Genomic DNA, 20542 nt, shown 5'->3' with positions numbered 1-20542 from the left:
GGGCACGGGCTTTAGAATTGCTCGCATCATGACCACCCCCGTCTCCTCTCCGACGCTCATCGCGCCCTCCGCCGCCGCCCAGGGCGACGCCGGTGCGCGCACCTATGAAGTCCGCACGTTCGGATGCCAGATGAACGTGCACGACTCCGAGCGCCTCAGCGGGTCACTCGAGAGCGCCGGCTACGTGCGCGCCGAGGCGGGCACCGAGGCCGACGTCGTGGTCATCAACACGTGCGCGGTGCGCGACAACGCCGCGGGAAAGCTCTACGGAACGCTGGGTCACCTGAAGTCGCGCAAGGACGCGCGCGCGGGCATGCAGATCGCCGTCGGCGGCTGCCTCGCGCAGATGGACAAAGAAGCCGTCCAGCAGAAAGCGCCGTGGGTCGACGTCGTCTTCGGAACACACAACATGGGCTCGCTCCCCGGCATGCTCGAGCGTGCCCGCCACAACGGCGAAGCGGAGCTGGAGATCCTCGAGTCGCTCGAGATCTTCCCGTCCACGCTGCCCACCAAGCGCGACTCGGTGCACAGCGGGTGGGTCTCGATCTCGGTCGGCTGCAACAACACCTGCACGTTCTGCATCGTGCCGAGCCTGCGCGGCAAGGAGAAGGACCGCCGCCCGGGCGACATCCTGAACGAGATCCGCCTGCTCGTCGACGACGGCGCGATCGAGGTCACCCTGCTCGGCCAGAACGTCAATTCGTACGGCGTCGAGTTCGGCGACCGTCTCGCGTTCGGCAAGCTGCTGCGCGCGGCGGGCGAGATCGAGGGCCTCGAGCGCATCCGGTTCACCAGCCCCCATCCGGCGGCCTTCACCGACGACGTCATCGCGGCGATGGCCGAGACCCCGGCGGTCATGCCGCAGCTGCACATGCCCCTGCAGTCCGGTTCCGACCGCATCCTCAAGGCGATGCGTCGGTCGTACCGCAGCGAGAAGTTCCTCGGCATCCTGGACCGCGTGCGCGAGCGCATCCCGCACGCGGCGATCACGACCGACATCATCGTGGGATTCCCGGGCGAGACCGACGACGACTTCGAAGAGACCATGCGCGTGGTCGAGGCCTCGCGGTTCTCGAGCGCCTTCACGTTCCAGTACTCGATCCGCGAGGGCACACCGGCCGCGACCATGGCCGATCAGGTGCCGAAGGCCGTCGTGCAGGAGCGCTTCGAGCGGCTGATCGCCCTGCAGGACCGGATCTCGGCCGAGGAGAACCAGAAGCAGCTCGGCCGCACCCTCGAGGTCCTCGTCTCGGCGGGGGAGGGCAAGAAGGATGCCGAGACCCACCGCCTGACCGGCCGCGCCGAAGACAACCGCCTCGTGCACTTCGAGCTGCCGGCGGGCTCGGCCGTGCCGCGTCCGGGCGACGTCGTGTCGGTCACGGTGACCCACGCGGCGCCCTTCCACCTGCTCGCCGACGCCGTCGACGGCGCGCCGCTGCGCATCCGTCGCACCCGCGCCGGCGACGCGTGGGACCGGTCGCAGGCCGAGTCGTGCGCAGTGCCGGCGCCCGCCGGCGAAGCCAGCGCGCCGCGCGCGGTGTCGCTCGGACTCCCCACGCTGCGCGTGGGCGTGTGACGAGCCCGTCCCTCTGGGCGGTCGTCGGAGCCACCGGCACCGGCAAGACCGGTCTTTCCCTCGCCCTCGCGGAGGCTCTCGCGGCCGAGGGGCGGCCGGCCGAGATCGTGAACGCCGACGCGATGCAGCTGTACCGCGGCATGGACATCGGAACCGCGAAGATCCCGGTCGCCGAGCGCCGCGGCATCCCGCATCACCTCTTCGACGATCTCACGGTGACCGACGAGGCCGCGGTGGCCTGGTACCAGGATGCCGCCCGCGCGGCGATCTCCGAGATCCACTCCCGGGGCGCCGAGGCGATCCTCGTCGGCGGCTCGGGGCTCTACGTCTCGAGCGTGCTGTGGGACTTCCGTTTCCCCCCGCGGGATGAGGCATTGCGCGCCCGCCTCGAGGCGGAGCTCGGGCGCGAGGGCCCGGGTGCGCTCTTCGCGCGGCTCCGCGAGGCCGATCCCCGTGCGGCGGCGAACATCGACCCGCGCAACGAGCGACGCGTGGTGCGCGCGCTCGAGGTGCTGGCCCAGGGCGGCCAGACGCACGGCGGTGCCCTTCCGGATGCGCCGGAACCGTGGCATCCGTCGACGCGTATCGTGACGACGCACGTGGAACGCGAGCAGCTCGTGTCGATGCTCGACGAGCGCGTCGAGGGGATGTGGGCCGCGGGCCTCGTCGACGAGGTCGAGAGGCTGCGCGGCGACGGACTCGAGCGAGGCGTCACGGCGTCACGAGCGATCGGGTACGCGCAGGCGCTCGCCCAGCTGCGCGGCGACCTGACGCGCGCGGAGGCCATCGCGCAGACGCAGGCCCTCACCCGGCGGTACGCGCGCCGACAGGTGTCGTGGTTCCGCCGTTACGCCGATGCCCGCGTCGTCGACGCCCGGACGACGGATGCCGCGCACCTCGTGCGCGCGACAGTGGGAGATGATCGATGACCATCGCGATCCGCGCATTCGTGCCGTCCGACGAGGACGCCGTCGTCGCCCTGTGGGAGGACGCGGGGCTGACCAGGCCCTGGAACGACCCGCGCGCCGACATCCGCCGGAAGCTGACCGTGCAGCCCGAGCTCTTCCTCGTCGCCGTCGACGGGGACGCGCTCGTCGGCAGCGTGATGGCGGGCTACGACGGACACCGCGGGTGGCTCTACTACCTGGCCGCCGCGGCCTCGCACCGCGGGCGGGGAGTGGGGCGGACGCTCGTGGCCGAGGCAGAGCGGCTGCTGGAGGAGATGGGCTGCCCCAAGGTGCAGCTCATGGTGCGCCCCGACAACACCGGAGCGCGGGGCTTCTACGACGCGCTCGGCTACGAGCCGTTCGAGACCTGGGCCACCGGCCGGCGACTGATCGTCGACGGTCCCGGACGACCCGACTGAGGCCGCCCGGCCCTGGCACGGCGGATGGCCGGCTGCGGGTCGTCCGTAGACTGGGCGCATGTCCTCTCTCGCGTTCACCAAGGGCCACGGCACCGGCAACGATTTCGTGGTGGTCGCCGACCCCGACGGCGAGCTCGACCTCTCCGACGCGCAGGTCGCCGCGCTGTGCGACCGTCACTTCGGCATCGGCGCCGACGGGTTGCTGCGGGTCGTGCGCTCCGCCGCGATCCGCGACGGCGCCGAGGCGGCGGCATCCGGGGCCGAGTGGTTCATGGATTACCGCAACGCCGACGGATCCGCGGCCGAGATGTGCGGCAACGGCACGCGCGTCTTCGCCCGGTACCTCACCGACACGGGTCTCGCCTCCATCGACGAGGGACTGCGGATCGGCACGCGAGCGGGCGTGAAGACCCTCACGCGCAGCGACCGCGGGTTCGAGGTCGACCTGGGAGCGTACGCGGTCGAGGCCGACGAGACGCTCGTGCGCGCGAAGGGCCTGAGCGTCGCGCGCCCGGGGGTGGGCATCGACGTCGGCAACCCGCACGTGGTCGTCGCCCTGTCGTCGGATGCCGAGCTCGAGGGGCTCGATCTGACCTTCCAGCCCGTACTCGACCCCGCGCCGCGACACGGCGCCAACGTCGAATTCGTCGTCCCGGCCGACCCGCTCGTGCGCGACGGCGTCGGGGCGATCCGCTTGCGCGTGTTCGAGCGCGGGGTCGGCGAGACCCTCAGCTGCGGAACGGGCGTCGCCGCCGCCGCGCTCGCCGTGCGGCACTGGGCGGGCGCCGCCGCTCCCAATCACTGGGTCGTCGACACCCCGGGCGGCACGCTCGGCGTGCGCGTCGCCGAGGGGCGGGTCTTCCTGTCGGGTCCCGCATCGCTGGTGTTCACGGGCGAGGTCGCTCTCGCCTGACACCGGAACGGGGCGTCGGAGCGGAATCGCGTGACGTCAAACGTCGCGGGGAGACGGCGCGTGCGCGCTCGAACCGTGGCAGCCGGATGCCGGCTCGCGGGCGCGAGCGGATGATTCCACCGCGGACGGGGCTCCGCTCCCGTCCGCGCCCCCTCCGGCGACGGCGCGGCGGATGCCGTCGGCTCAGCGGACGACGTCGATGAGTTCGCTCGGGGGCGAGCCGTGGCGGCGCACCCGCAGGACGCGGTACCCGCGGCCGGTGGCGGCGCGCTGGACGCCGTAGCCCTCGGGGAAGGTCGCCGCGAGCCAGCGCTGCAGGGAATCGGAGCCGAGGTTGCGCTGGACGACGAACCAGCCGTCGCTGCGCTCCTGCAGGCGCGGGATCCAGTGCTGGAGCATGCTGTGCAGCTCGTTCTTGCCGACCCGGATCGGCGGGTTCGACCGGATGGTGCGGAACGTCACGTCGTCGGGAACATCTTCCGGGCGCACGGCGTTGATGTTGGTGAGGCCGAGCGACTCGGCATTGCGCCTCACGAGATCGAGAGCACGTTCGTTGACGTCGACCGCCCACACGGTCGCGTGCGGTGACGCGAGCGCCAGCGACAACGAGATCGGACCCCACCCGCACCCCAGGTCGAGGAAGTTCCCACCGGCGGGCGGGGGAGGCGTGTTGGCCAGCAGCACCGAGGTGCCGGCATCCACGTGCTCGGGGCTGAAGACGCCGCCCGCCGTGACCACCTCGAGTTCGCGACCGGCCAGCGTCACGCGGATGCGGCGGAGCTGCTCGGGACTCGACGGCGACGCGCTGAAGTAGTGCTCGCTCCCCATCCGCACAGGATATCCGACCGGAGCCTCGGGCGCCGGGCCGGATAAAGTGCCAGAACATCAGTACCACCGCGGGCCCCGCCCGCGACGAAAGGAACACATGACCGAACAGACCACACCCCCGAGCATCGACGCGTCAGCCGTGGATCCGGTCGACCGTGTGCTCGCGCGCGCCGAAGCGCACCGCGGGGTCCGGGTCTTCGGTGCCGCTCAGGCCCTTCAAGACAGCACCACCGCGTACGGCGGCGACAGCGACGGCGACCAGTGGGACCGCGAGGAACGCGCGGCGCTGCGCCGTGTCGTCGGCCTGTCGACCGAGCTCGAAGACGTCACCGAGGTCGAGTACCGCCAGTTGCGCCTCGAGAACGTCGTGCTCGTCGGCGTGCACCCCCAGGGGGAGCAGACGGATGCGGAGAACTCGCTGCGCGAGTTGTCGGCGCTCGCCGAAACGGCCGGAGCGGTCGTGCTCGACGGCGTCCTGCAGCGTCGGCCCCACCCCGATCCGGCGACCTACGTCGGCCGGGGCAAGGCCGCGGAGCTTCGCGACATCGTCGCCGCCGTCGGCGCCGACACCGTCATCGCCGACACGGAGCTCGCGCCCAGCCAGCGGCGTGCGCTCGAAGACGTCGTGAAGGTGAAGGTGATCGACCGCACGACGGTCATCCTCGACATCTTCAGCCAGCACGCGAAGAGCCGTGAGGGCAAGGCCCAGGTCGAACTCGCGCAGCTCGAATACCTCCTCCCGCGACTGCGCGGATGGGGTGACTCGATGTCACGTCAGGCCGGCGGACAGGTCGGTGCAGGCGGAGCGGGCATGGGCTCCCGCGGACCCGGTGAGACGAAGATCGAGCTCGACCGTCGCCGCATCCGTACGCGTATGGCCCAGCTGCGCAAGCAGCTGCGCGACTTCGCCCCCGCCCGTGAGGCCAAGCGCGCCGAGCGCAAGCGCCACACGATCCCGTCGGTGGCGATCGCCGGGTACACCAACGCCGGCAAGTCGAGCCTGCTCAACCGCCTCACGAGCGCCGGAGTGCTCGTGGAGAACGCCCTCTTCGCGACCCTGGATGCCACGGTCCGCCGCTCCGAGACCACCGACGGGCGTGTGTACACGCTGACCGACACCGTGGGCTTCGTGCGCAACCTCCCGCATCAGCTGGTCGAAGCCTTCCGCTCCACGCTCGAAGAGGTCGGCGACGCGGACGTCATCCTGCACGTGGTCGACGCGTCGCATCCCGACCCGGCCGCGCAGCTCATGACGGTGCGCGACGTGATGGGCGATGTCGACGCGAACTTCGGGCAGGAGATCGTCGTCTTCAACAAGTCCGATCTCGTGAGCGAAGACGACCGGCTCGTGCTGCGGGGTCTCGCTCCGAACGCGAAATTCGTGTCGTCGCGCACCGGTGAGGGCATCGCCGAACTGCGTGCCGCGATCGAAGAGGCGCTGCCGTTGCCGGCGGTCGAGGTGCAGGCGGTCGTTCCGTACGACCGCGGCGACCTCGTGTCGGCGGTGCACGAGAGCGGCCTCATCGTGGCGCAGGAGCACCGCGAGAACGGCACCTATCTGCACGCTCACGTCGGCGCCCGGCTCGCCGCCGAGCTGGCGGCGTTCGACGGCTGAGGCCCGCGCGGCACGATGGGCCCGTGCGCGTACGCGCGGGGGCCCATCGCCGTGGGGGCGCTCTTCGGCGCGTCGGCGCCGCGGGTGAGTCGCCCGGAAGGCGTCGGCTCAGTCGAGCTCGAGCGCGGGGATACCCGGGGTCTCGAAGCCGAACACCGCGCCGAGGAAGCCGAGTTCGCGCTCGAGGGAGTCGATCACCGTCTCCGACCGGCGGAACCCGTGCCCCTCGCCCTCGTACAGGACGTACGCGTGCGGGACGCCGTGCGCCGTCAGGGCGTCGCGGATGGCCTCCGCCTGCGACGGGGGGACCACCCGGTCTTCCGATCCCTGCAGGATCAGCAGCGGCACACGGAAGAGCTCCGGGCGGCTCAGGGGTGAGCGCTCGACGTACACGGCCTCGGCATCGGGCAGAGGCCCGATGAGCCCGTCGAGGTAGCGCGCCTCGAAGTCGTGGGTGTCTTCCGCGAGGGCGCGTGCGTCGCCCACCCCGTAGCGGGAGATGCCGGCTGCGAACACGTCGGTGCGCGTGACGGCGGCGAGCACCGTCCAGCCCCCGGCCGAGCCTCCCGCGATGGCGAGGCGCTCGGGGTCGGCGAGTCCCGCTTCCGCGAGGGCGGATGCCGCGGCGGCGACGTCATCGACGTCGACCGCGCCCCACTGTCCCTTCAGGCGGTCCCGATAGGCGCGCCCGTAGCCGGTGGAACCGCCGTAGTTGACGTCGAGGACGCCGATACCCCGGCTCGTGAAGAACGCCGTCTTCGCCGACGGAGCGGGGCCGACGTGCGAGGTGGGTCCGCCGTGGACGAGCACGACGTACGGCGGGCGCTCGCCTGTCACGGGGGCGACGTCGGGGTTGGTGGGGGCGTAGGCGAAAGCGTGCACCGGACCGTGCGGTCCGTCCGTCGACAGCGCGCGGGCCGTCGGCATCCATTCGTCTCCCCACGGGCCGGTGCCTCCCGTCACGAGGTCGACAGCGCCGGAATCGAGGTCGACGAGCCAGAGGCCCGATCGCCCGCCGGCGTTCGAACCCGAGACGAGCACCTGCGACCCGCGGGCGTCGTCGATCGCGGCGCCGGCGACGACGGGGACGTCGAGGGGACGGACGCCGCTCGGTGCGATCTCGACGACCTCATCGGCCCCGTTCGTCCGGACGGCGACGACGCGCCCGTCGTCGGCCGCTCCGAACCACCGGGTTCCGAGTACCCACAGGCCCCCGCCGGTGTCGGCGTCCGCCGGGGCGAGCGGCTGCGCATCGCCGTCGAGGGGGCGACGGAAGAGGTTCCATCGGCCTTCGGGATCGTCCGCGTAGAGGAGCTCGTCGTCCGCGATCCACACGGGTTGCACGGGCGCGCGGTGCGCACCGCCCGCGACGTCGTGGACCTCGCCCGTCTCGAGGTCGGCGACGCGGAGGACGGTGGCATCCCACGGCATGTCGGGGTGATCCCAGGCCACCCAGGCCAGGCGGCGACCGTCGGGCGAGAGGGCCGGCTGGGCCAGGAAGTCACTGCCCTCGGCGAGGACCTCCGCCGGCCCGTCGAGGGGGATGCGGACGATGGTCCGGGCCGGGACCCGCGACGACCCGTGGGTCTCGCGCACGGCGAGGAGGACCCCGTGCTCCCAGCGCAGTCCGCCGTGTCGCACGGCGTCGTCGGCGGGGGTCAGTGGGCGCGAGGTCTCGCCCGGGCGGAGCGCGTAGACCCGCTGGTCGGCCTTCTCGACGTAGTACAGCTCCCCGTCGTCGGACGCCGTCCAGGCGCCGCCACCGTACTCGTGCACCGCGGAGCGCGCGTCGGCGGGTGCGGGAAGCACCGTCTCGACGGAGCCGTCGCCGCTGCGACGCTTCACGGCGACGCGACCGGCCTCGTGGGGGACGGACTCGCCCCACCACACCTCGTCTCCCACCAGTCGTGCGCCGTCGACGCGCGGCGAGGCCTGGGCGACGGACGCGGGCGTGATCGGGGAGGGCCAGGAACCGTAGGGGAGGGTGTCAGCCATGACTCCAGCCTAGGCAGGGCGTCCGACATCGACGGAGATCCCCGGTACTCGCGACGAGCGAGCCGAGAGGGGCGGATGCCACGCCCGAGCGCGCATCCGGCCCCGGGGCGGGGAAGGTCAGACGGCGCGCAGGACGGCGACGACGCGGCCGAGCACGACGGCCTCGTCGCCCAGGATCGGCTCGAACGCGCTGTTGCGGGGGAGCAGCCAGGTGTGGCCGTCGCGGCGGCGGAACGTCTTCACGGTCGCCTCGCCGTCGAGCATCGCGGCGACGATCTCGCCGTTCTCAGCCGTCGCCTGCGATCGCACGACGACCCAGTCGCCGTCGCAGATGGCGGCGTCGATCATCGAGTCGCCCGACACCTTGAGCATGAAGAGCTCGCCCTTGCCCACCAGTTGGCGGGGGAGGGGGAAGATCTCCTCCACCTGCTGGTCGGCGGTGATGGGCACGCCGGCGGCGATGCGGCCGACGAGGGGCACGAGGGCGGCGTCGCCCAGCGCGGGAGCCGTGTCGGCCGGGTTCTCGGCGGCGGCACCGGGGAGGTCGATGAGGACCTCCATGGCGCGCGTCTTGCCCGGGTCGCGCCGCAGGTAGCCGCTCAGTTCCAGCTGGTTGAGCTGGTGGGTCACGCTCGACAGCGACTTCAGGCCGACCGCGTCGCCAATCTCGCGCATGCTCGGCGGGTAGCCGTGCCGGGCGATCGATCGCTGGATGACCTCGAGGATGGCGAGCTGCTTGTCGCTCAGGTTCTTGCGTCGCCGAGTCTGCGGACGTTCGCGGCCGGCGGCGGTCGTCGCGTCGGTCATCTGTGCTCCCCTCGCGCCGCTGTCGATGCGGCGGAAATTCGAATGTCGGAGGTTGGTGATGAGGTCTCCGTGTCGAAACCGTATCCGGTGAACGAGCCGGAAGGCAGGGAACGGCGCGCGTGTCGCGTTCGATCCGTCTGCGATATCCGCGGTCTTGACACATCGAAAGTATCGAAGATAGATTCGGAATACAGATTCGCACCCCCGCCCTCCCGGCCGAGGGCGGGGTGCGAATCTCTCCCCACCGAGGAGCACATCATGAGCAGCATCGCCATCACCGCCCCGACCACCCGCCTGCGCATCACCGCGCGCGGACGCCGTGTCGTCGCGTTCCTGGTCGCCCTTCCCCTCGCCATCGCCCTGGGTTTCGCCGTCGTCGGCGGGGGAGCCGCGCTCGCCTCGAACGAGGCCGGGGCGCCCGTCGGGTCGTTCACCGAGATCACCGTCATGAGCGGCGAGACGTTGTGGTCGATCGCCGAGGAGCTCGCGCCCGCGGCCGACCCGCGCGATGTGGTCGCCGAGATCTCGCGTCTCAACGCCCTGTCCGGCGGTTCCGTCGCGGCGGGTCAGCGCATCGCCATCCCCGCCGAATACGCTCCCGCGAACTGACCGTCCGCACCGGATCGACGCCGACGGCAGGGGCGATCCGCCCGACCCGCGAGCGTGATCCGTCGGTGTCACCGCCGCCTACGATGGGTGAGGTGAACGTACGCCTCGACGACCTCCCGCTTCGCGACGATCTCCGGGGCATGACGCCCTATGGGGCACCGCAGGCCGCGCTGCCCGTGGCGCTGAACGTGAACGAGAACACGCACCCCGTTCCGTCCGAAGTCGCCGACGACATCCTGGATGCCGTGGCTCGCGCCCTCCGCGATGTCAACCGGTATCCCGACCGCGAATTCACCACTCTCCGTGAGGCCTTCGCGCAGTACCTCGGGCACGGACTGAACCCCGATCAGATCTGGGCGGCCAACGGCTCGAACGAGGTCCTCCAACACATCCTCCAGGCGTTCGGCGGTCCTGGCCGCACGGCGATGGGATTCGCCCCCACCTACTCGATGTACCCGATCCTCACCCGCGCCACGGGCGCCCGGTGGATCGCCGGGGAGCGCGCGCACGACTTCACCCTCTCCGCCGAGTCCGCGGCGACGCAGGTGCGCAAGCAGCGTCCCGACATCGTCTTCCTCTGCGCCCCCAACAACCCCACGGGCACCCCCCTGCGCCTCGACGTCATCGAGGCCGTGTACGACGCCTTCGAGGGGGTCGTCATCGTCGACGAGGCCTACGAGGAGTTCGCCCCGCGCGATGAGCCGTCGGCCATCTCGCTGCTGCCCGGGCGCCCGCGGCTGGTCGTCTCGCGCACCATGAGCAAGGCGTTCGCCTTTGCGGGAGCCCGCGTCGGCTACCTCGCCGCCGACCCGGCGTTCGTCGACGCGCTCCGCCTGGTACGGCTGCCATACCACCTCAGCGCGCTGACGCAGGCCGCCGCGACGGCCGCTCTCGGGCACGCCGACACCATGCTCTCGATGGTCGACGAGATCGTCGCGCAGCGCGACCGCATCTCGGCGACCGTGTCGGCGCTGGGGTACACGGCGCACGAGTCCTGGACGAACTTCGTCCTCTTCGGGGGCGTCCACGATCCCGCCGCGACGTGGAAGGCGCTCTACGACCGGGGCGTGCTGATCCGCGACGTCGGCATCCCCCACCACCTCCGCGTCTCGGCCGGAACGGCCGACGAGACCACCGCGTTCCTGGACGCCCTCGCCTCGATAGGATCCCGAGCATGACCGCCCCCGCCACCCCCCGCACCGCCTCGATCACGCGCGAGACGAGCGAGTCCCGCGTCGAGCTCGAGCTCGACCTCGACGGTCGCGGCGTCAGCGACATCTCCACGAGCGTCCCGTTCTTCGATCACATGCTGACGGCGTTCGCGAAGCACTCCCTGACCGACCTGCGCGTGCGCGCGACGGGCGACACCCACATCGATGCGCACCACACCGTCGAAGACACCTCCATCGTGCTGGGTCAGGCCATCCGCCAGGCGCTCGGAGACAAGTCCGGCATCGCGCGGTACGGCGACGCGCTCGTTCCGCTCGACGAAGCTCTGGCGCAGGCGGTCGTCGACATCAGCGGACGCCCCTACCTCGTGCACACGGGGGAGCCCGCGGGCTTCGAGCACCACCTGATCGGCGGGCACTTCACCGGCTCGCTCGTGCGCCACTCGTTCGAGGCCATCTCGATCCACGGCGGCCTCACCGTGCACCTGCGCGTCGTCGGGGGACGCGATCCGCACCACATCGCCGAGGCGGAGTACAAGGCGTTCGCGCGTGCCTTCCGACAGGCCAAGGCCCTCGACCCGTTCGTCGACGGCATCCCGAGCACGAAGGGCGCGCTGTGACGGCCAAGCCGGTCGTCGCCGTCCTCGATTACGGCTCGGGCAACGTCCACTCCGCGGTCAAGGCGCTCGTCGAAGCCGGAGCCGACGCGCGGCTGACATCCGACCGCTCGTTGCTGATGGACGCCGACGGCCTCCTCGTCCCCGGCGTCGGCGCGTTCAGCGCCGTCATGGGCGCCCTGAACGCCAGTCGTGGGGGCGAGATCATCGATCGCCGGCTCGCGGGCGGTCGTCCGGTGCTCGGCATCTGCGTTGGCATGCAGGTGATGTTCGAGCGCGGCATCGAGCGCGGCACAGACACGCCCGGACTCGGTGAGTGGCCGGGCACCGTCGACGAGCTCGCCGCCCCCGTGCTGCCGCACATGGGTTGGAACACGGTCGCCGCGGGGGAGGGATCGCGTCTTTTCGAGGGCATCGAACGGGAGCGCTTCTACTTCGTCCACTCGTACGCGGCGCAGGAGTGGTCGCTCGAGGTCACGCCGCCGTTCCCGCAGCCCGCCGTGACGTGGTGCACGTACGGTGCCCCCTTCATCGCCGCGGTCGAGAACGGTCCGCTGGCCGCGACGCAGTTCCACCCCGAGAAGTCGGGAGATGCCGGCATCCGTCTTCTCGCCAATTGGATCGACGGGCTGCGCACGACTACTGTGTGACCTCGTGCCCGGGGCTGGCGAGAGGCGCCTACCGGCACGAGGAGCCATGAACGATTTCGCGTCCACGCCCGAGCTTGTCCTTCTTCCCGCGGTCGACGTGGCCGATGGGAAGGCCGTCCGTCTGACCCAGGGGGAGGCGGGCACCGAGACCAGCTACGGCGACCCCGTCGACGCCGCGGCCGACTTCGCGCGTCAGGGCGCGCAGTGGATCCACCTCGTGGACCTCGATGCCGCCTTCGGACGCGGCAGCAACGCGAATGTCATGCGCAAGGTCATCAAGCAGGTCAAGGGCGTGCAGGTCGAGCTGTCGGGCGGCATCCGCGACGACCGCTCCCTCGAAGCCGCCCTCGAAAGCGGTGCGACCCGCATCAACCTCGGCACGGCCGCGCTCGAGAACCCCGAGTGGGCCGCCGACGTCATCAACCGCTACGGCGAGGCGATCGCCGTCGGGCTCGACGTGCGCGGCACGACCCTCGCGGCGCGCGGTTGGACCCGCGACGGCGGTGACCTGTGGACCGTCCTGCAGCGCCTGGAAGACGCGGGCTGCAGCCGCTACGTCGTGACCGACGTGACGAAGGACGGCACGCTGCGCGGTCCCAACATCGAGCTTCTGCGCGAGATGACCCAGCGCACCCCCAAGCCCATCGTCGCCTCCGGCGGCGTGTCGAGCCTCGACGACATCGCGGCGCTCCGCGAGCTCGTGCCGCTGGGGGTCGAGGGCGCCATCGTGGGCAAGGCCCTCTACGCGGGACAGTTCACCCTCGCTGAGGCGCTGGATGTCGCCGGACACTGACGGTCCTCGCGCCGGCGGTCCCCACGACCACGGGCGCCGCGGCGATTCCGCGGGCGTTCCCTGGGAGGGGCGTCGTTTCGAGTCGAACCCGCACTCCGGTGACGACGGCTCGGCCGACCCGGCGCTGCTCGCTGCTCTCGTCGCGTTCCGCGCGGGCGACGGCGACGCGCGCGCCGTCGTCGACGCCTATCGCGACGCGCGACTGCTGATCCCGCTGGTCGCCGAGAAGGGCGACCACGGTATCGGTGCTCACGGCCTCGAGGTCGACAAGACGCAGGAGTTGTCGATCGTGACGGTCGCCGCCCCCGACGGTCGCAAGGTGCTCCCCGTGTTCACCTCGGTGACCGCCCTGCAGACCTGGGATGCCGCAGCCCGCCCCGTGCCGGCCGACGGGCGTCGCACGGCTCTGGCTGCCGCGTCCGAGGACACCGAGCTCATCGTCATCGACCCGGCGTCGGAGACGGAGTTCGTCATCCGGCGCCCCGCCGTCTGGGCGATCGCGCAGGGGGAGTCGTGGGAACCGGCCCACACGTCTCCCGCGATCTTCACCGGCCTGCAGGAGAGCATCTCGGGCGAACTCGCGGTGCTCGACCTCGCCGTCGAGTCGGGCGACCCCACCGGCCGCCTGCGTGGTCCCGAACTGGTGGTGCACCTCCAGCTCATGTCGGGCCTCGAGCAGGAGGAACTGGATGCCGTGCTCGCCCGCATCGCACGCCGATGGTCGGCCGACGACCGCATCGCGGTGCTGGTGGATTCCCTGACGGTGAAGCTGCACCGCAGCAAGGACGTCTGAGGAACACGTTCCCGCCGGACGTCACCAGAACAGGGGATGCCACGGCAACAGGCCGTTTTCGACGCGGTCGACCTGTTCTCGTGGCATCCCCTGTTCTCACGACAGGCCGGGGCCCCCGCGGGTGTCACGGCGGAGCCGGCCTGCGGCCGGAGGGCGGAGGGATGCCGCCTTCCCCAGGCAATCGGGGTAGGGGCCCTATACGCCCGCGGGTGTCACGGCGGAGCCGGCCTGCGGGAAAGGGCGGAGGGATGCCGCTTCGCTGGGCAATCGGGGCAGGGTCCCATACGCCCGCGGGTGTCACGGCGGAGCCGGCCTGGGGCACAGGGCGCAGTGATGCCCCCTTCCCCAGGCAATCGGGGTAGGGGCCCTGCTCTTGCCTGGGGGAGGGGGCATCACGGAGCCCGGTACCCCAGAACGAACGACTTACGTGACGGGACCCGTCCATTTCTCGCCCGGCCCCTTGCCGATCGGGTCGGGGATGACGGAGGCCTCGCGGAACGCCAGCTGCAGCGAACGCAGCCCGTCGCGCAGTGAGCGCGCGTGCATGTCGCTGATCTCCGGGGCGCCCGCGGTGATGAGGCCGGCGAGGGAGTTGATGAGCTTGCGGGCCTCGTCGAGGTCGAGCTGTTCGGCGGGGTTGTCGGCCAGGCCGGTCTTGACGGCGGCGGCGCTCATGAGGTGGACCGCCGCGGTGGTGATGACCTCGACCGCGGGCACGTCGGCGATGTCGCGCGTGGCGGAGGCCGAGGCGCGCTCCTGCTCCTCCCAGCGCGCGAGCCGCTCGTCTTCTGCGCCGTGGCGGTGCGCGGCCTGGTCGTCGGCGGGCTGGTCGGAGGGGATCGTGTCCACGTGAATCTCTCTGCTAGACTGTGGCGGGCTTCGGAGTGTCTCACTCCGTACGAAAGAGGATCACATCCCACCCGCGCTTGCCGCTCCAGGCTACCGGGTTCCCGCACTCCGCTCCGTTTCGCACGGGGTCGCCAGGGTGCAGAAGCCGGTGCTGACAGCACCGTGCCGGGTGGCGTGTGTACTCCTCTTCGCCCGCGATTCGATCGGATCGCGGCGGCCACCACCCGCACACAAGAGGAGTTCCGCATCAGCGATCCCCGCACCAACGAGCGCATCCGAGTCCCGGAGGTCCGTCTCGTCGGACCCAACGGCGAGCAGGTCGGCATCGTCCGAATCGAAGCTGCGCTGCGCCTGGCCCAGGAAGCGGACCTCGACCTGGTCGAGGTTGCGCCGAGCTCGAAGCCGCCCGTGGTCAAGATCATGGATTACGGCAAGTTCAAGTACGAGGCCGCTCAGAAGGCCAAGGAAACGCGTCGTAACCAGGCGAACACGGTCCTCAAAGAGGTTCGTTTCCGTCTGAAGATCGAAGCCCACGACTACATCACCAAGCTCAAGCGCGCCGAGGGGTTCCTGCAGGCGGGCGACAAGGTGAAGGCCATGATCCTGTTCCGTGGTCGTGAGCAGTCGCGTCCCGAGCAGGGTGTGCGCCTGCTCCGCAAGTTCGCCGAAGACGTCGCCGAGTTCGGCACGGTCGAATCGAACCCCACGATCGACGGCCGCAACATGGTGATGGTGGTCGCTCCTCACAAGAACAAGTCCGAGGTCAAGACCGAGCAGAACGCGCAGCGCGCGGCGAACCGCGAGGCGGCGCGCAGCGCGGCCCGCGGCGATTCGGCCCCGGAAGAAACGCCGACCTCGGCCCCCGCCGAGTAAAGCTCCCCAGACTCCCGCTCCGCCGGGAACACCAACGAAGGAAGACAGATGCCGAAGCAGAAGACCCACTCGGGTGCCAAGAAGCGCTTCAAGCTCACCGGTAGCGGCAAGCTCATGAAGCAGCAGGCCGGTATGCGCCACAACCTCGAAGGCAAGGCCTCGAAGCGCACCCGCCGCCTCAACCAGGAGCAGGTCCTGGCCAAGGGTGACTCGAAGGTCGCCAAGAAGCTCCTCGGTCTCTGAGCGCCGACGCACGTTAGGAAGAAACAGAAATGGCTAGAGTCAAGCGGGCAGTAAACGCCCACAAGAAGCGTCGCGTCATCCTCGAGCGCGCCTCCGGTTACCGCGGACAGCGTTCGCGCCTGTACCGCAAGGCCAAGGAGCAGGTCACCCACTCCCTGGTCTACGCGTACCGCGACCGCCGCAAGCGCAAGGGCGACTTCCGCCGTCTGTGGATCCAGCGCATCAACGCCGCATCCCGTCAGAACGGCCTCACCTACAACCGCTTCATCCAGGGCCTCGGCCTCGCCGGTGTGCAGGTCGACCGCCGCATGCTCGCCGAGCTCGCGGTGAACGAGCCCGCCGTGTTCGCCTCGCTCGTGCAGACCGCCAAGGCTGCGCTGCCCAGCGACGTCAACGCTCCGAAGACCGCGTAAGTCGCATCTTCTCCCGAAACGGGCGTCCTCCTCGGAGGGCGCCCGTTTCGTCGTCCGCGCGCGGCATCCCGGGCCCCATGCCATCAGCGCCATACACTGGTCACGTGCTGGAGAACCCCCGTTCGCCGCGGGTGCGCGCCGTGGCCAAGCTCAGCAAACGCGCTGCCCGCCAGGAGACCGGCCTGTTCCTTCTCGAGGGTCCGCAGGCTGCCAGAGAGGCGCTCGCCTACGCGCCCGAGACCGTTCTGGAGCTCTACGCGACGCCGACGGCGATGGAGAAGCACACCGACGTGCGCGAGGCCGCGGAGCGCGCCGACGTCGAGGTGCAGTACACGACCGAAGCGGTGCTGGACGCCATGGCCGACACCGTGACGCCGCAGGGGATCATCGCGGTCGCCCGGCAGTCGCCGACGGCGTTGAAGGACGTGCTCGCAGCCGGCCCCCGTCTCGTCGCGATCTGCGAAGAGGTGCGCGATCCCGGCAACCTCGGCACGATCATCCGCGCCGCGGATGCCGCCGGGGCCGACGCCGTGATCCTGACCGGTCGCACCGTCGATCCGTACAACCCGAAGGTCGTCCGCTCGACCACCGGATCCTTGTTCCACGTCGCCGTGGCCGTCGACCTCGAGCTCCCCGACGTCGTCGCCCGGATGCACGAGGCGGGGCTGCGCGTCGTCGCGGCCGACGTCGACGGAGACGACTTCCTGGCATCCCGCGATCGCCTGGCCGAGCCCACGGCCTGGTTGTTCGGCAACGAGGCACGCGGACTCGACGACGATGCCCTGGCTCACGCCGACCTCGCCCTCCGCCTGCCGATCTACGGTCGTGCGGAGTCGCTGAACCTCGCGACCGCCGCGAGCGTCTGCCTCTACGAGACCGCTTTCGCCCAGCGGGCCGTCTGAGTGCGGCAGAGCTCGCTGCGCTCCCGGCTGTTACAGAACGGTTAAGGCGCGCGCCGGAATGTGGTCCGACGCACAACATCCTCATAGGGTGAAGGCATGGCATCCGTTCCCCCGGCGGGCTCTGCGCCCCTCGTCGTCGTCTCCGATGTGCAGAAGCACTACGGCCAGTTCCAGGCGCTGAAGGACATCGACCTCACCGTCGACCGCGGCGAGGTGGTCGTCGTGATCGGCCCGTCCGGGTCGGGCAAGTCGACGCTGTGCCGCACCATCAACCGTCTCGAGACCATCACGAGCGGCTCGATCACCATCGACGGCAAGGAACTTCCCAAAGAGGGGAAGGGCCTGGCCGAGCTGCGTGCCGATGTCGGCATGGTCTTCCAGTCGTTCAACCTGTTCGCCCACCTGACGATCCTCGAGAACGTCATGCTCGGTCCCCTCAAGGTCCGCAAGATGAAGAAGGCGGATGCCGAGAAGGAGGCGCGGGCGCTCCTGGAGCGCGTGGGCGTCGGCCACCAGGCCGACAAGCTCCCCGCCCAGCTCTCGGGAGGTCAGCAGCAGCGCGTCGCGATCGCCCGTGCCCTGGCGATGAAGCCCAAGGTCATGCTGTTCGACGAGCCCACCTCGGCGCTCGACCCCGAGATGATCAACGAGGTGCTCGACGTCATGGTCGGCCTCGCCAAGGACGGGATGACGATGATCGTCGTCACCCACGAGATGGGCTTCGCCCGCAAGGCCGCGAACCGCGTGGTCTTCATGGCCGACGGGCAGATCGTCGAGCAGGCGGCCCCCGAGCAGTTCTTCACGCAGCCGGAGTCCGACCGGGCGAAGGACTTCCTCTCGAAGCTCATCACGCACTGACGCGTGACCCCGGACGGCAGAGGACGAGGAGGTTCTGGCCGAGATTCGAGCCTCGCTCCACCTCGTTCCGATGACGCGCGCCGTCCCCGTTGACCCTTATTCGCACAGCACACATTCGTTACCAAGGAGACATCACATGCGTAAGACACGTTTTCTGGCCGGCGCGAGCATCGTCGCCGCCGGCCTGCTGGCACTGACCGCCTGCAACAGCGGCGCCCCGGGCGCCGCCCCCGCCGAGGGCGACGGCGCCGACACCACCCAGCTGTGGGAGGTCGCGTCCGACGTCTCGCTCGACGGCAGCCCCACCTACGACCGCATGGTCTCGGCCGACAAGGTCGTCGTCGGCGTCAAGGAGGACCAGCCCGGTCTCGGGTTCAAGGACCCGATCAGCGGCGACCGGGGCGGTTTCGACGTCGAGATCGCCCAGTGGATCGCGGCTTCGCTCGGCTTCGACGCCGACAAGATCGAGTACAAGACCATCCCCTCCGCGAACCGCGAGCAGGAGCTGGTCAACGGCAACATCGACTACTACGTCGGCACCTACTCGATCACCGACAAGCGCAAGGCGCAGATCGACTTCGCGGGTCCGTACCTCATCACGGGTCAGGGCCTGCTCGTCGCAGCCGACAACGAGGACATCACCGGACCGGACGACCTGGCCGGCAAGATCGTCTGCTCGGTGACCGGTTCGACGCCGCTGCAGCGCATCCGCGACGAGTACAACCCGGGCGACACGGTCGAGTACGACACCTACACGCAGTGCCTCGAGCAGCTGCGCGCGGGCTCGGTCGACGCGGTCACCACCGACCAGGCGATCCTCGCCGGCTACGTGGCCCAGGAGCCCGAGACCTTCAAGATCGCCGGCGACACCTTCAGCGAGGAGCGCTACGGCGTCGGCCTCCCCAAGGGCGACACGGTGCTGAAGGACCACATCAACACCCTGTTCAACGACGGCGGCGACGTCTGGACCGCGCTGTTCGAGAAGAACCTCGCGCCGGCCGGCATCAAGGGCGAGCAGCCCACCGCCGACGAGTGATCCGATCGGGGGCGGTGCGGCTGTCCGCGCCCGCCCGCCCCCGATTCCCTCCTTCGAGATAAGGACCCTGCATGGGTGTCATCACCGACAACCTCGACATCTGGAGCCAAGCGCTCGTCGGCACGCTCGTGCTGTTCTTCGCCGGCGGCGCGCTCGCGCTCGTCCTCGGGATCATCGTCGGCGCGATGCGCGTGTCGCCCGTGCCGATCGCGCGCGGAGTCGGGACGTTCTACGTCAGTGCCATCCGCAACACCCCCCTCACGCTGGTGTTCTTCGCCTTCGTGTTCGCTCTGCCCCCTCTTCTCGGACTCCGCCTGACCGGTGAGGTGTCGCTGGTGCTGGGCATCTGCGCCCTGGGCATCTACACCGCCACCTACGTCGCCGAAGCGATCCGATCGGGTGTGAACACGGTCCCGGTCGGTCAAGCCGAGGCCGCGCGCGCCCTGGGCCTGACCTTCGGGCAGGTCATGTCACTGGTCGTGCTGCCCCAGGCGTTCCGCTCGGTCATCCCCCCGATGGTGAGCGTCTTCATCGCCCTGCTGAAGAACACCACCGTCGCCGCGGGCTTCTCCATCGTGAACCTGGGATCGGTCCGCAACTACCTCAGCGAGCGGGGAGAGAACGCGTTCATCGTGATCCTGTGGATCATGATCGTGTTCGTCGCGCTCGTGCTCCTGCTGTCATGGGTGCAACGAACGCTCGAGAACCGATGGAGGGTCGCCCGATGAGCAGCGTCCTGTACGACGTCCCCGGCCCCAAGGCCGTCCTGCGCAATCGCATCCTGGGCGTGCTCACGATCCTGGTCGTGCTCGCCATCGTGGGCTTCTTCGTGTGGCGACTCGCCGACACGGGCCAGTTCACGGCCAAGAAATGGTCGGCGTTCACCTACACGAACGTGTGGGCGAGCATCCTGGATGCCACGCTGGCCACGCTCGCCGCCTTCGCCGCCGCCGCCGTCGGTGCTCTCGTGCTCGGTTTCGTCCTCGCGATCGGGCGTCTCTCCGATCACGCGTGGGTGCGCTGGCCCTTCACCGCGGTAATCGAGGTCTTCCGCGCGATTCCGGTGCTCGTCTTCATGTTCCTGCTCTACTACGGGTTCCCCGTCATCGGGATCCGCATGGAGCCGTACTGGGCGGTGGTCATCGCCCTCGTCTGCTACAACGGATCGGTCCTCGCGGAGGTCATCCGCGCCGGCGTCGAGTCGCTGCCGAGGGGGCAGTCGGAGGCGGGATACGCGATCGGTCTGCGCAAGGCCGGCGTGATGCGCCTCGTGCTGCTGCCCCAGGCGATCCGCGCCATGATGCCCGTCATCATCGCGCAGCTCGTGGTGACCCTGAAGGACACCGCCCTCGGCTTCGTCATCACCTACCCCGAGCTGCTGTTCTACGCGAAGTACATCGGCGCGCAGCCCGTCGTCGGTTCGCCGATCGTCCCGGCGACGATCGTGGTCGGCGCGATCTACATCGCGCTGTGCCTTCTGCTGTCGTTCGTGGCGACCCTCGTCGAGAAGCGGCTCCGTCGCTCGTCGCGCGGCGACGTCGCCGCGCCCGTGCAGCCCCTGCAGCAGGGAGCGACCGACACCTCGCTGATCGTCGCCCAGCGCGGCGGGTCAACGATCTGAGTCATCGCACCGACGG

23 protein-coding genes are annotated in these 20542 nt (G+C 70.3%); 19 read left to right on the top strand and 4 right to left on the bottom strand.

Features of this window, described 5'->3' with window-relative positions; genetic code table 11:
• Window positions 1–28 precede the first annotated feature (28 nt).
• Genes miaB through dapF form a run of 4 tightly spaced genes read left to right on the top strand, consistent with a single transcriptional unit; the run spans window position 29 to window position 3855 of the window.
• On the top strand, window positions 29–1576 hold the full coding sequence (gene miaB / locus AB0N82_RS14880; protein ID WP_363392571.1) for a tRNA (N6-isopentenyl adenosine(37)-C2)-methylthiotransferase MiaB: 1548 nt from the start codon (window positions 29–31) through the stop codon (window positions 1574–1576).
• Window positions 1573–2505: a tRNA (adenosine(37)-N6)-dimethylallyltransferase MiaA gene (gene miaA, locus AB0N82_RS14875; protein ID WP_363392568.1), complete on the top strand. Its 933-nt coding sequence runs from the start codon at window positions 1573–1575 to the stop codon at window positions 2503–2505. The genes miaB and miaA overlap by 4 nt, the downstream gene beginning before the upstream one ends.
• Window positions 2502–2942: a GNAT family acetyltransferase gene (locus AB0N82_RS14870; protein ID WP_315993081.1), complete on the top strand. Its 441-nt coding sequence runs from the start codon at window positions 2502–2504 to the stop codon at window positions 2940–2942. The genes miaA and AB0N82_RS14870 overlap by 4 nt, the downstream gene beginning before the upstream one ends.
• A 58-nt stretch (window positions 2943–3000) precedes the next feature.
• Window positions 3001–3855 (top strand): diaminopimelate epimerase, encoded by an 855-nt coding sequence (dapF, locus tag AB0N82_RS14865; protein ID WP_363392564.1) that lies wholly within the window; start codon window positions 3001–3003, stop codon window positions 3853–3855.
• A 183-nt stretch (window positions 3856–4038) separates the two neighbouring features.
• On the opposite strand, the gene AB0N82_RS14860 is transcribed toward dapF, so the two are convergent.
• Window positions 4039–4683, bottom strand: coding sequence for a methyltransferase (locus AB0N82_RS14860; protein ID WP_363392561.1), 645 nt, complete (start codon window positions 4681–4683; stop codon window positions 4039–4041).
• A gap of 97 nt (window positions 4684–4780) precedes the next feature.
• Between AB0N82_RS14860 and hflX the strand changes: the two genes are divergently transcribed.
• The gene (gene hflX, locus AB0N82_RS14855; protein WP_363392558.1) at window positions 4781–6298 is read left to right on the top strand and encodes a GTPase HflX; all 1518 of its coding nucleotides are present in this window, start codon (window positions 4781–4783) and stop codon (window positions 6296–6298) included.
• A 108-nt stretch (window positions 6299–6406) separates the two neighbouring features.
• On the opposite strand, the gene AB0N82_RS14850 is transcribed toward hflX, so the two are convergent.
• Together AB0N82_RS14850 and lexA are read right to left on the bottom strand one after the other, a co-directional pair.
• Complete coding sequence (locus AB0N82_RS14850) at window positions 6407–8293, bottom strand: prolyl oligopeptidase family serine peptidase (protein WP_363392555.1); 1887 nt, start codon at window positions 8291–8293, stop codon at window positions 6407–6409.
• A gap of 117 nt (window positions 8294–8410) precedes the next feature.
• Entirely contained in the window at window positions 8411–9100 is a 690-nt protein-coding gene (gene lexA, locus AB0N82_RS14845) for a transcriptional repressor LexA (protein WP_013583385.1), read from the bottom strand.
• A 258-nt stretch (window positions 9101–9358) separates the two neighbouring features.
• Here lexA and AB0N82_RS14840 point away from each other — a divergent pair, with 258 nt between their 5' ends.
• From AB0N82_RS14840 to AB0N82_RS14815, 6 genes are all read left to right on the top strand, one after another.
• Window positions 9359–9709 carry a LysM peptidoglycan-binding domain-containing protein gene (locus tag AB0N82_RS14840; RefSeq protein ID WP_363392552.1) on the top strand — a complete coding sequence of 117 codons (351 nt, stop codon included), beginning with the start codon at window positions 9359–9361 and terminating at the stop codon, window positions 9707–9709.
• 83 nt (window positions 9710–9792) lie between these two features.
• Window positions 9793–10887, top strand: a complete 1095-nt coding sequence (locus AB0N82_RS14835) for a histidinol-phosphate transaminase (RefSeq protein ID WP_363393336.1) — start codon at window positions 9793–9795, stop codon at window positions 10885–10887.
• On the top strand, window positions 10884–11498 hold the full coding sequence (hisB, locus tag AB0N82_RS14830; protein ID WP_363392550.1) for an imidazoleglycerol-phosphate dehydratase HisB: 615 nt from the start codon (window positions 10884–10886) through the stop codon (window positions 11496–11498). Before AB0N82_RS14835 ends, hisB begins: the two co-directional genes overlap by 4 nt.
• The gene (gene hisH / locus AB0N82_RS14825) at window positions 11495–12145 is read left to right on the top strand and encodes an imidazole glycerol phosphate synthase subunit HisH (RefSeq protein WP_315993073.1); all 651 of its coding nucleotides are present in this window, start codon (window positions 11495–11497) and stop codon (window positions 12143–12145) included. Before hisB ends, hisH begins: the two co-directional genes overlap by 4 nt.
• 46 nt (window positions 12146–12191) lie before the next feature.
• The gene (gene priA, locus AB0N82_RS14820) at window positions 12192–12938 is read left to right on the top strand and encodes a bifunctional 1-(5-phosphoribosyl)-5-((5-phosphoribosylamino)methylideneamino)imidazole-4-carboxamide isomerase/phosphoribosylanthranilate isomerase PriA (RefSeq protein WP_363392548.1); all 747 of its coding nucleotides are present in this window, start codon (window positions 12192–12194) and stop codon (window positions 12936–12938) included.
• On the top strand, window positions 12922–13731 hold the full coding sequence (locus AB0N82_RS14815; protein WP_363392546.1) for an SseB family protein: 810 nt from the start codon (window positions 12922–12924) through the stop codon (window positions 13729–13731). Before priA ends, AB0N82_RS14815 begins: the two co-directional genes overlap by 17 nt.
• Window positions 13732–14154: 423 nt before the next feature.
• On the opposite strand, the gene AB0N82_RS14810 is transcribed toward AB0N82_RS14815, so the two are convergent.
• Entirely contained in the window at window positions 14155–14571 is a 417-nt protein-coding gene (locus AB0N82_RS14810) for a DUF1844 domain-containing protein (RefSeq protein ID WP_315994574.1), read from the bottom strand.
• A gap of 216 nt (window positions 14572–14787) precedes the next feature.
• Here AB0N82_RS14810 and infC point away from each other — a divergent pair, with 216 nt between their 5' ends.
• The 8 genes from infC to AB0N82_RS14770 all read left to right on the top strand — a co-directional run bounded on the left by infC (window position 14788) and on the right by AB0N82_RS14770 (window position 20526).
• On the top strand, window positions 14788–15453 hold the full coding sequence (gene infC / locus AB0N82_RS14805; protein WP_108317775.1) for a translation initiation factor IF-3: 666 nt from the start codon (window positions 14788–14790) through the stop codon (window positions 15451–15453).
• A 48-nt stretch (window positions 15454–15501) separates the two neighbouring features.
• Entirely contained in the window at window positions 15502–15696 is a 195-nt protein-coding gene (gene rpmI / locus AB0N82_RS14800; protein ID WP_013583375.1) for a 50S ribosomal protein L35, read from the top strand.
• Between the two features lie 29 nt (window positions 15697–15725).
• The gene (rplT, locus tag AB0N82_RS14795; protein ID WP_013583374.1) at window positions 15726–16109 is read left to right on the top strand and encodes a 50S ribosomal protein L20; all 384 of its coding nucleotides are present in this window, start codon (window positions 15726–15728) and stop codon (window positions 16107–16109) included.
• A gap of 104 nt (window positions 16110–16213) precedes the next feature.
• Entirely contained in the window at window positions 16214–17011 is a 798-nt protein-coding gene (locus AB0N82_RS14790; protein ID WP_315993070.1) for an RNA methyltransferase, read from the top strand.
• 96 nt (window positions 17012–17107) lie between these two features.
• The gene (locus AB0N82_RS14785; protein ID WP_315993069.1) at window positions 17108–17869 is read left to right on the top strand and encodes an amino acid ABC transporter ATP-binding protein; all 762 of its coding nucleotides are present in this window, start codon (window positions 17108–17110) and stop codon (window positions 17867–17869) included.
• A 136-nt stretch (window positions 17870–18005) separates the two neighbouring features.
• A complete protein-coding gene (locus AB0N82_RS14780; protein WP_315993068.1) occupies window positions 18006–18905 on the top strand; it encodes a glutamate ABC transporter substrate-binding protein in 900 nt (299 codons plus the stop codon).
• Between the two features lie 71 nt (window positions 18906–18976).
• The gene (locus AB0N82_RS14775; protein ID WP_363392543.1) at window positions 18977–19633 is read left to right on the top strand and encodes an amino acid ABC transporter permease; all 657 of its coding nucleotides are present in this window, start codon (window positions 18977–18979) and stop codon (window positions 19631–19633) included.
• On the top strand, window positions 19630–20526 hold the full coding sequence (locus AB0N82_RS14770) for an amino acid ABC transporter permease (protein WP_363392541.1): 897 nt from the start codon (window positions 19630–19632) through the stop codon (window positions 20524–20526). The genes AB0N82_RS14775 and AB0N82_RS14770 overlap by 4 nt, the downstream gene beginning before the upstream one ends.
• Window positions 20527–20542: the final 16 nt, after the last annotated feature.

The organism is Microbacterium sp. NPDC089186 (genome assembly GCF_040685115.1).
In the GTDB taxonomy this organism is placed as follows: domain Bacteria; phylum Actinomycetota; class Actinomycetes; order Actinomycetales; family Microbacteriaceae; genus Microbacterium; species Microbacterium galbum.
Note: the sequence above shows the minus strand (reverse complement) of the source record. Positions and strands in the feature narration are given on the sequence as shown.

What these genes read in the sequence shown, in the direction of transcription:
- AB0N82_RS14785 (WP_315993069.1), top strand. Translation starts at nt 17,108, where the DNA reads ATGGCATCCGTTCCCCCGGCGGGCTCTGCGCCCCTCGTCGTCGTCTCC.
- rpmI (WP_013583375.1), top strand. Translation starts at nt 15,502, where the DNA reads ATGCCGAAGCAGAAGACCCACTCGGGTGCCAAGAAGCGCTTCAAGCTC.
- AB0N82_RS14775 (WP_363392543.1), top strand. Translation starts at nt 18,977, where the DNA reads ATGGGTGTCATCACCGACAACCTCGACATCTGGAGCCAAGCGCTCGTC.
- rplT (WP_013583374.1), top strand. Translation starts at nt 15,726, where the DNA reads ATGGCTAGAGTCAAGCGGGCAGTAAACGCCCACAAGAAGCGTCGCGTC.
- AB0N82_RS14860 (WP_363392561.1), bottom strand. Translation starts at nt 4,683, where the DNA reads ATGGGGAGCGAGCACTACTTCAGCGCGTCGCCGTCGAGTCCCGAGCAG.
- hisB (WP_363392550.1), top strand. Translation starts at nt 10,884, where the DNA reads ATGACCGCCCCCGCCACCCCCCGCACCGCCTCGATCACGCGCGAGACG.
- AB0N82_RS14870 (WP_315993081.1), top strand. Translation starts at nt 2,502, where the DNA reads ATGACCATCGCGATCCGCGCATTCGTGCCGTCCGACGAGGACGCCGTC.
- AB0N82_RS14780 (WP_315993068.1), top strand. Translation starts at nt 18,006, where the DNA reads ATGCGTAAGACACGTTTTCTGGCCGGCGCGAGCATCGTCGCCGCCGGC.
- AB0N82_RS14770 (WP_363392541.1), top strand. Translation starts at nt 19,630, where the DNA reads ATGAGCAGCGTCCTGTACGACGTCCCCGGCCCCAAGGCCGTCCTGCGC.
- dapF (WP_363392564.1), top strand. Translation starts at nt 3,001, where the DNA reads ATGTCCTCTCTCGCGTTCACCAAGGGCCACGGCACCGGCAACGATTTC.
- lexA (WP_013583385.1), bottom strand. Translation starts at nt 9,100, where the DNA reads ATGACCGACGCGACGACCGCCGCCGGCCGCGAACGTCCGCAGACTCGG.
- AB0N82_RS14815 (WP_363392546.1), top strand. Translation starts at nt 12,922, where the DNA reads ATGTCGCCGGACACTGACGGTCCTCGCGCCGGCGGTCCCCACGACCAC.
- AB0N82_RS14840 (WP_363392552.1), top strand. Translation starts at nt 9,359, where the DNA reads ATGAGCAGCATCGCCATCACCGCCCCGACCACCCGCCTGCGCATCACC.
- hflX (WP_363392558.1), top strand. Translation starts at nt 4,781, where the DNA reads ATGACCGAACAGACCACACCCCCGAGCATCGACGCGTCAGCCGTGGAT.
- priA (WP_363392548.1), top strand. Translation starts at nt 12,192, where the DNA reads ATGAACGATTTCGCGTCCACGCCCGAGCTTGTCCTTCTTCCCGCGGTC.
- AB0N82_RS14850 (WP_363392555.1), bottom strand. Translation starts at nt 8,293, where the DNA reads ATGGCTGACACCCTCCCCTACGGTTCCTGGCCCTCCCCGATCACGCCC.
- AB0N82_RS14835 (WP_363393336.1), top strand. Translation starts at nt 9,793, where the DNA reads ATGGGTGAGGTGAACGTACGCCTCGACGACCTCCCGCTTCGCGACGAT.
- miaB (WP_363392571.1), top strand. Translation starts at nt 29, where the DNA reads ATGACCACCCCCGTCTCCTCTCCGACGCTCATCGCGCCCTCCGCCGCC.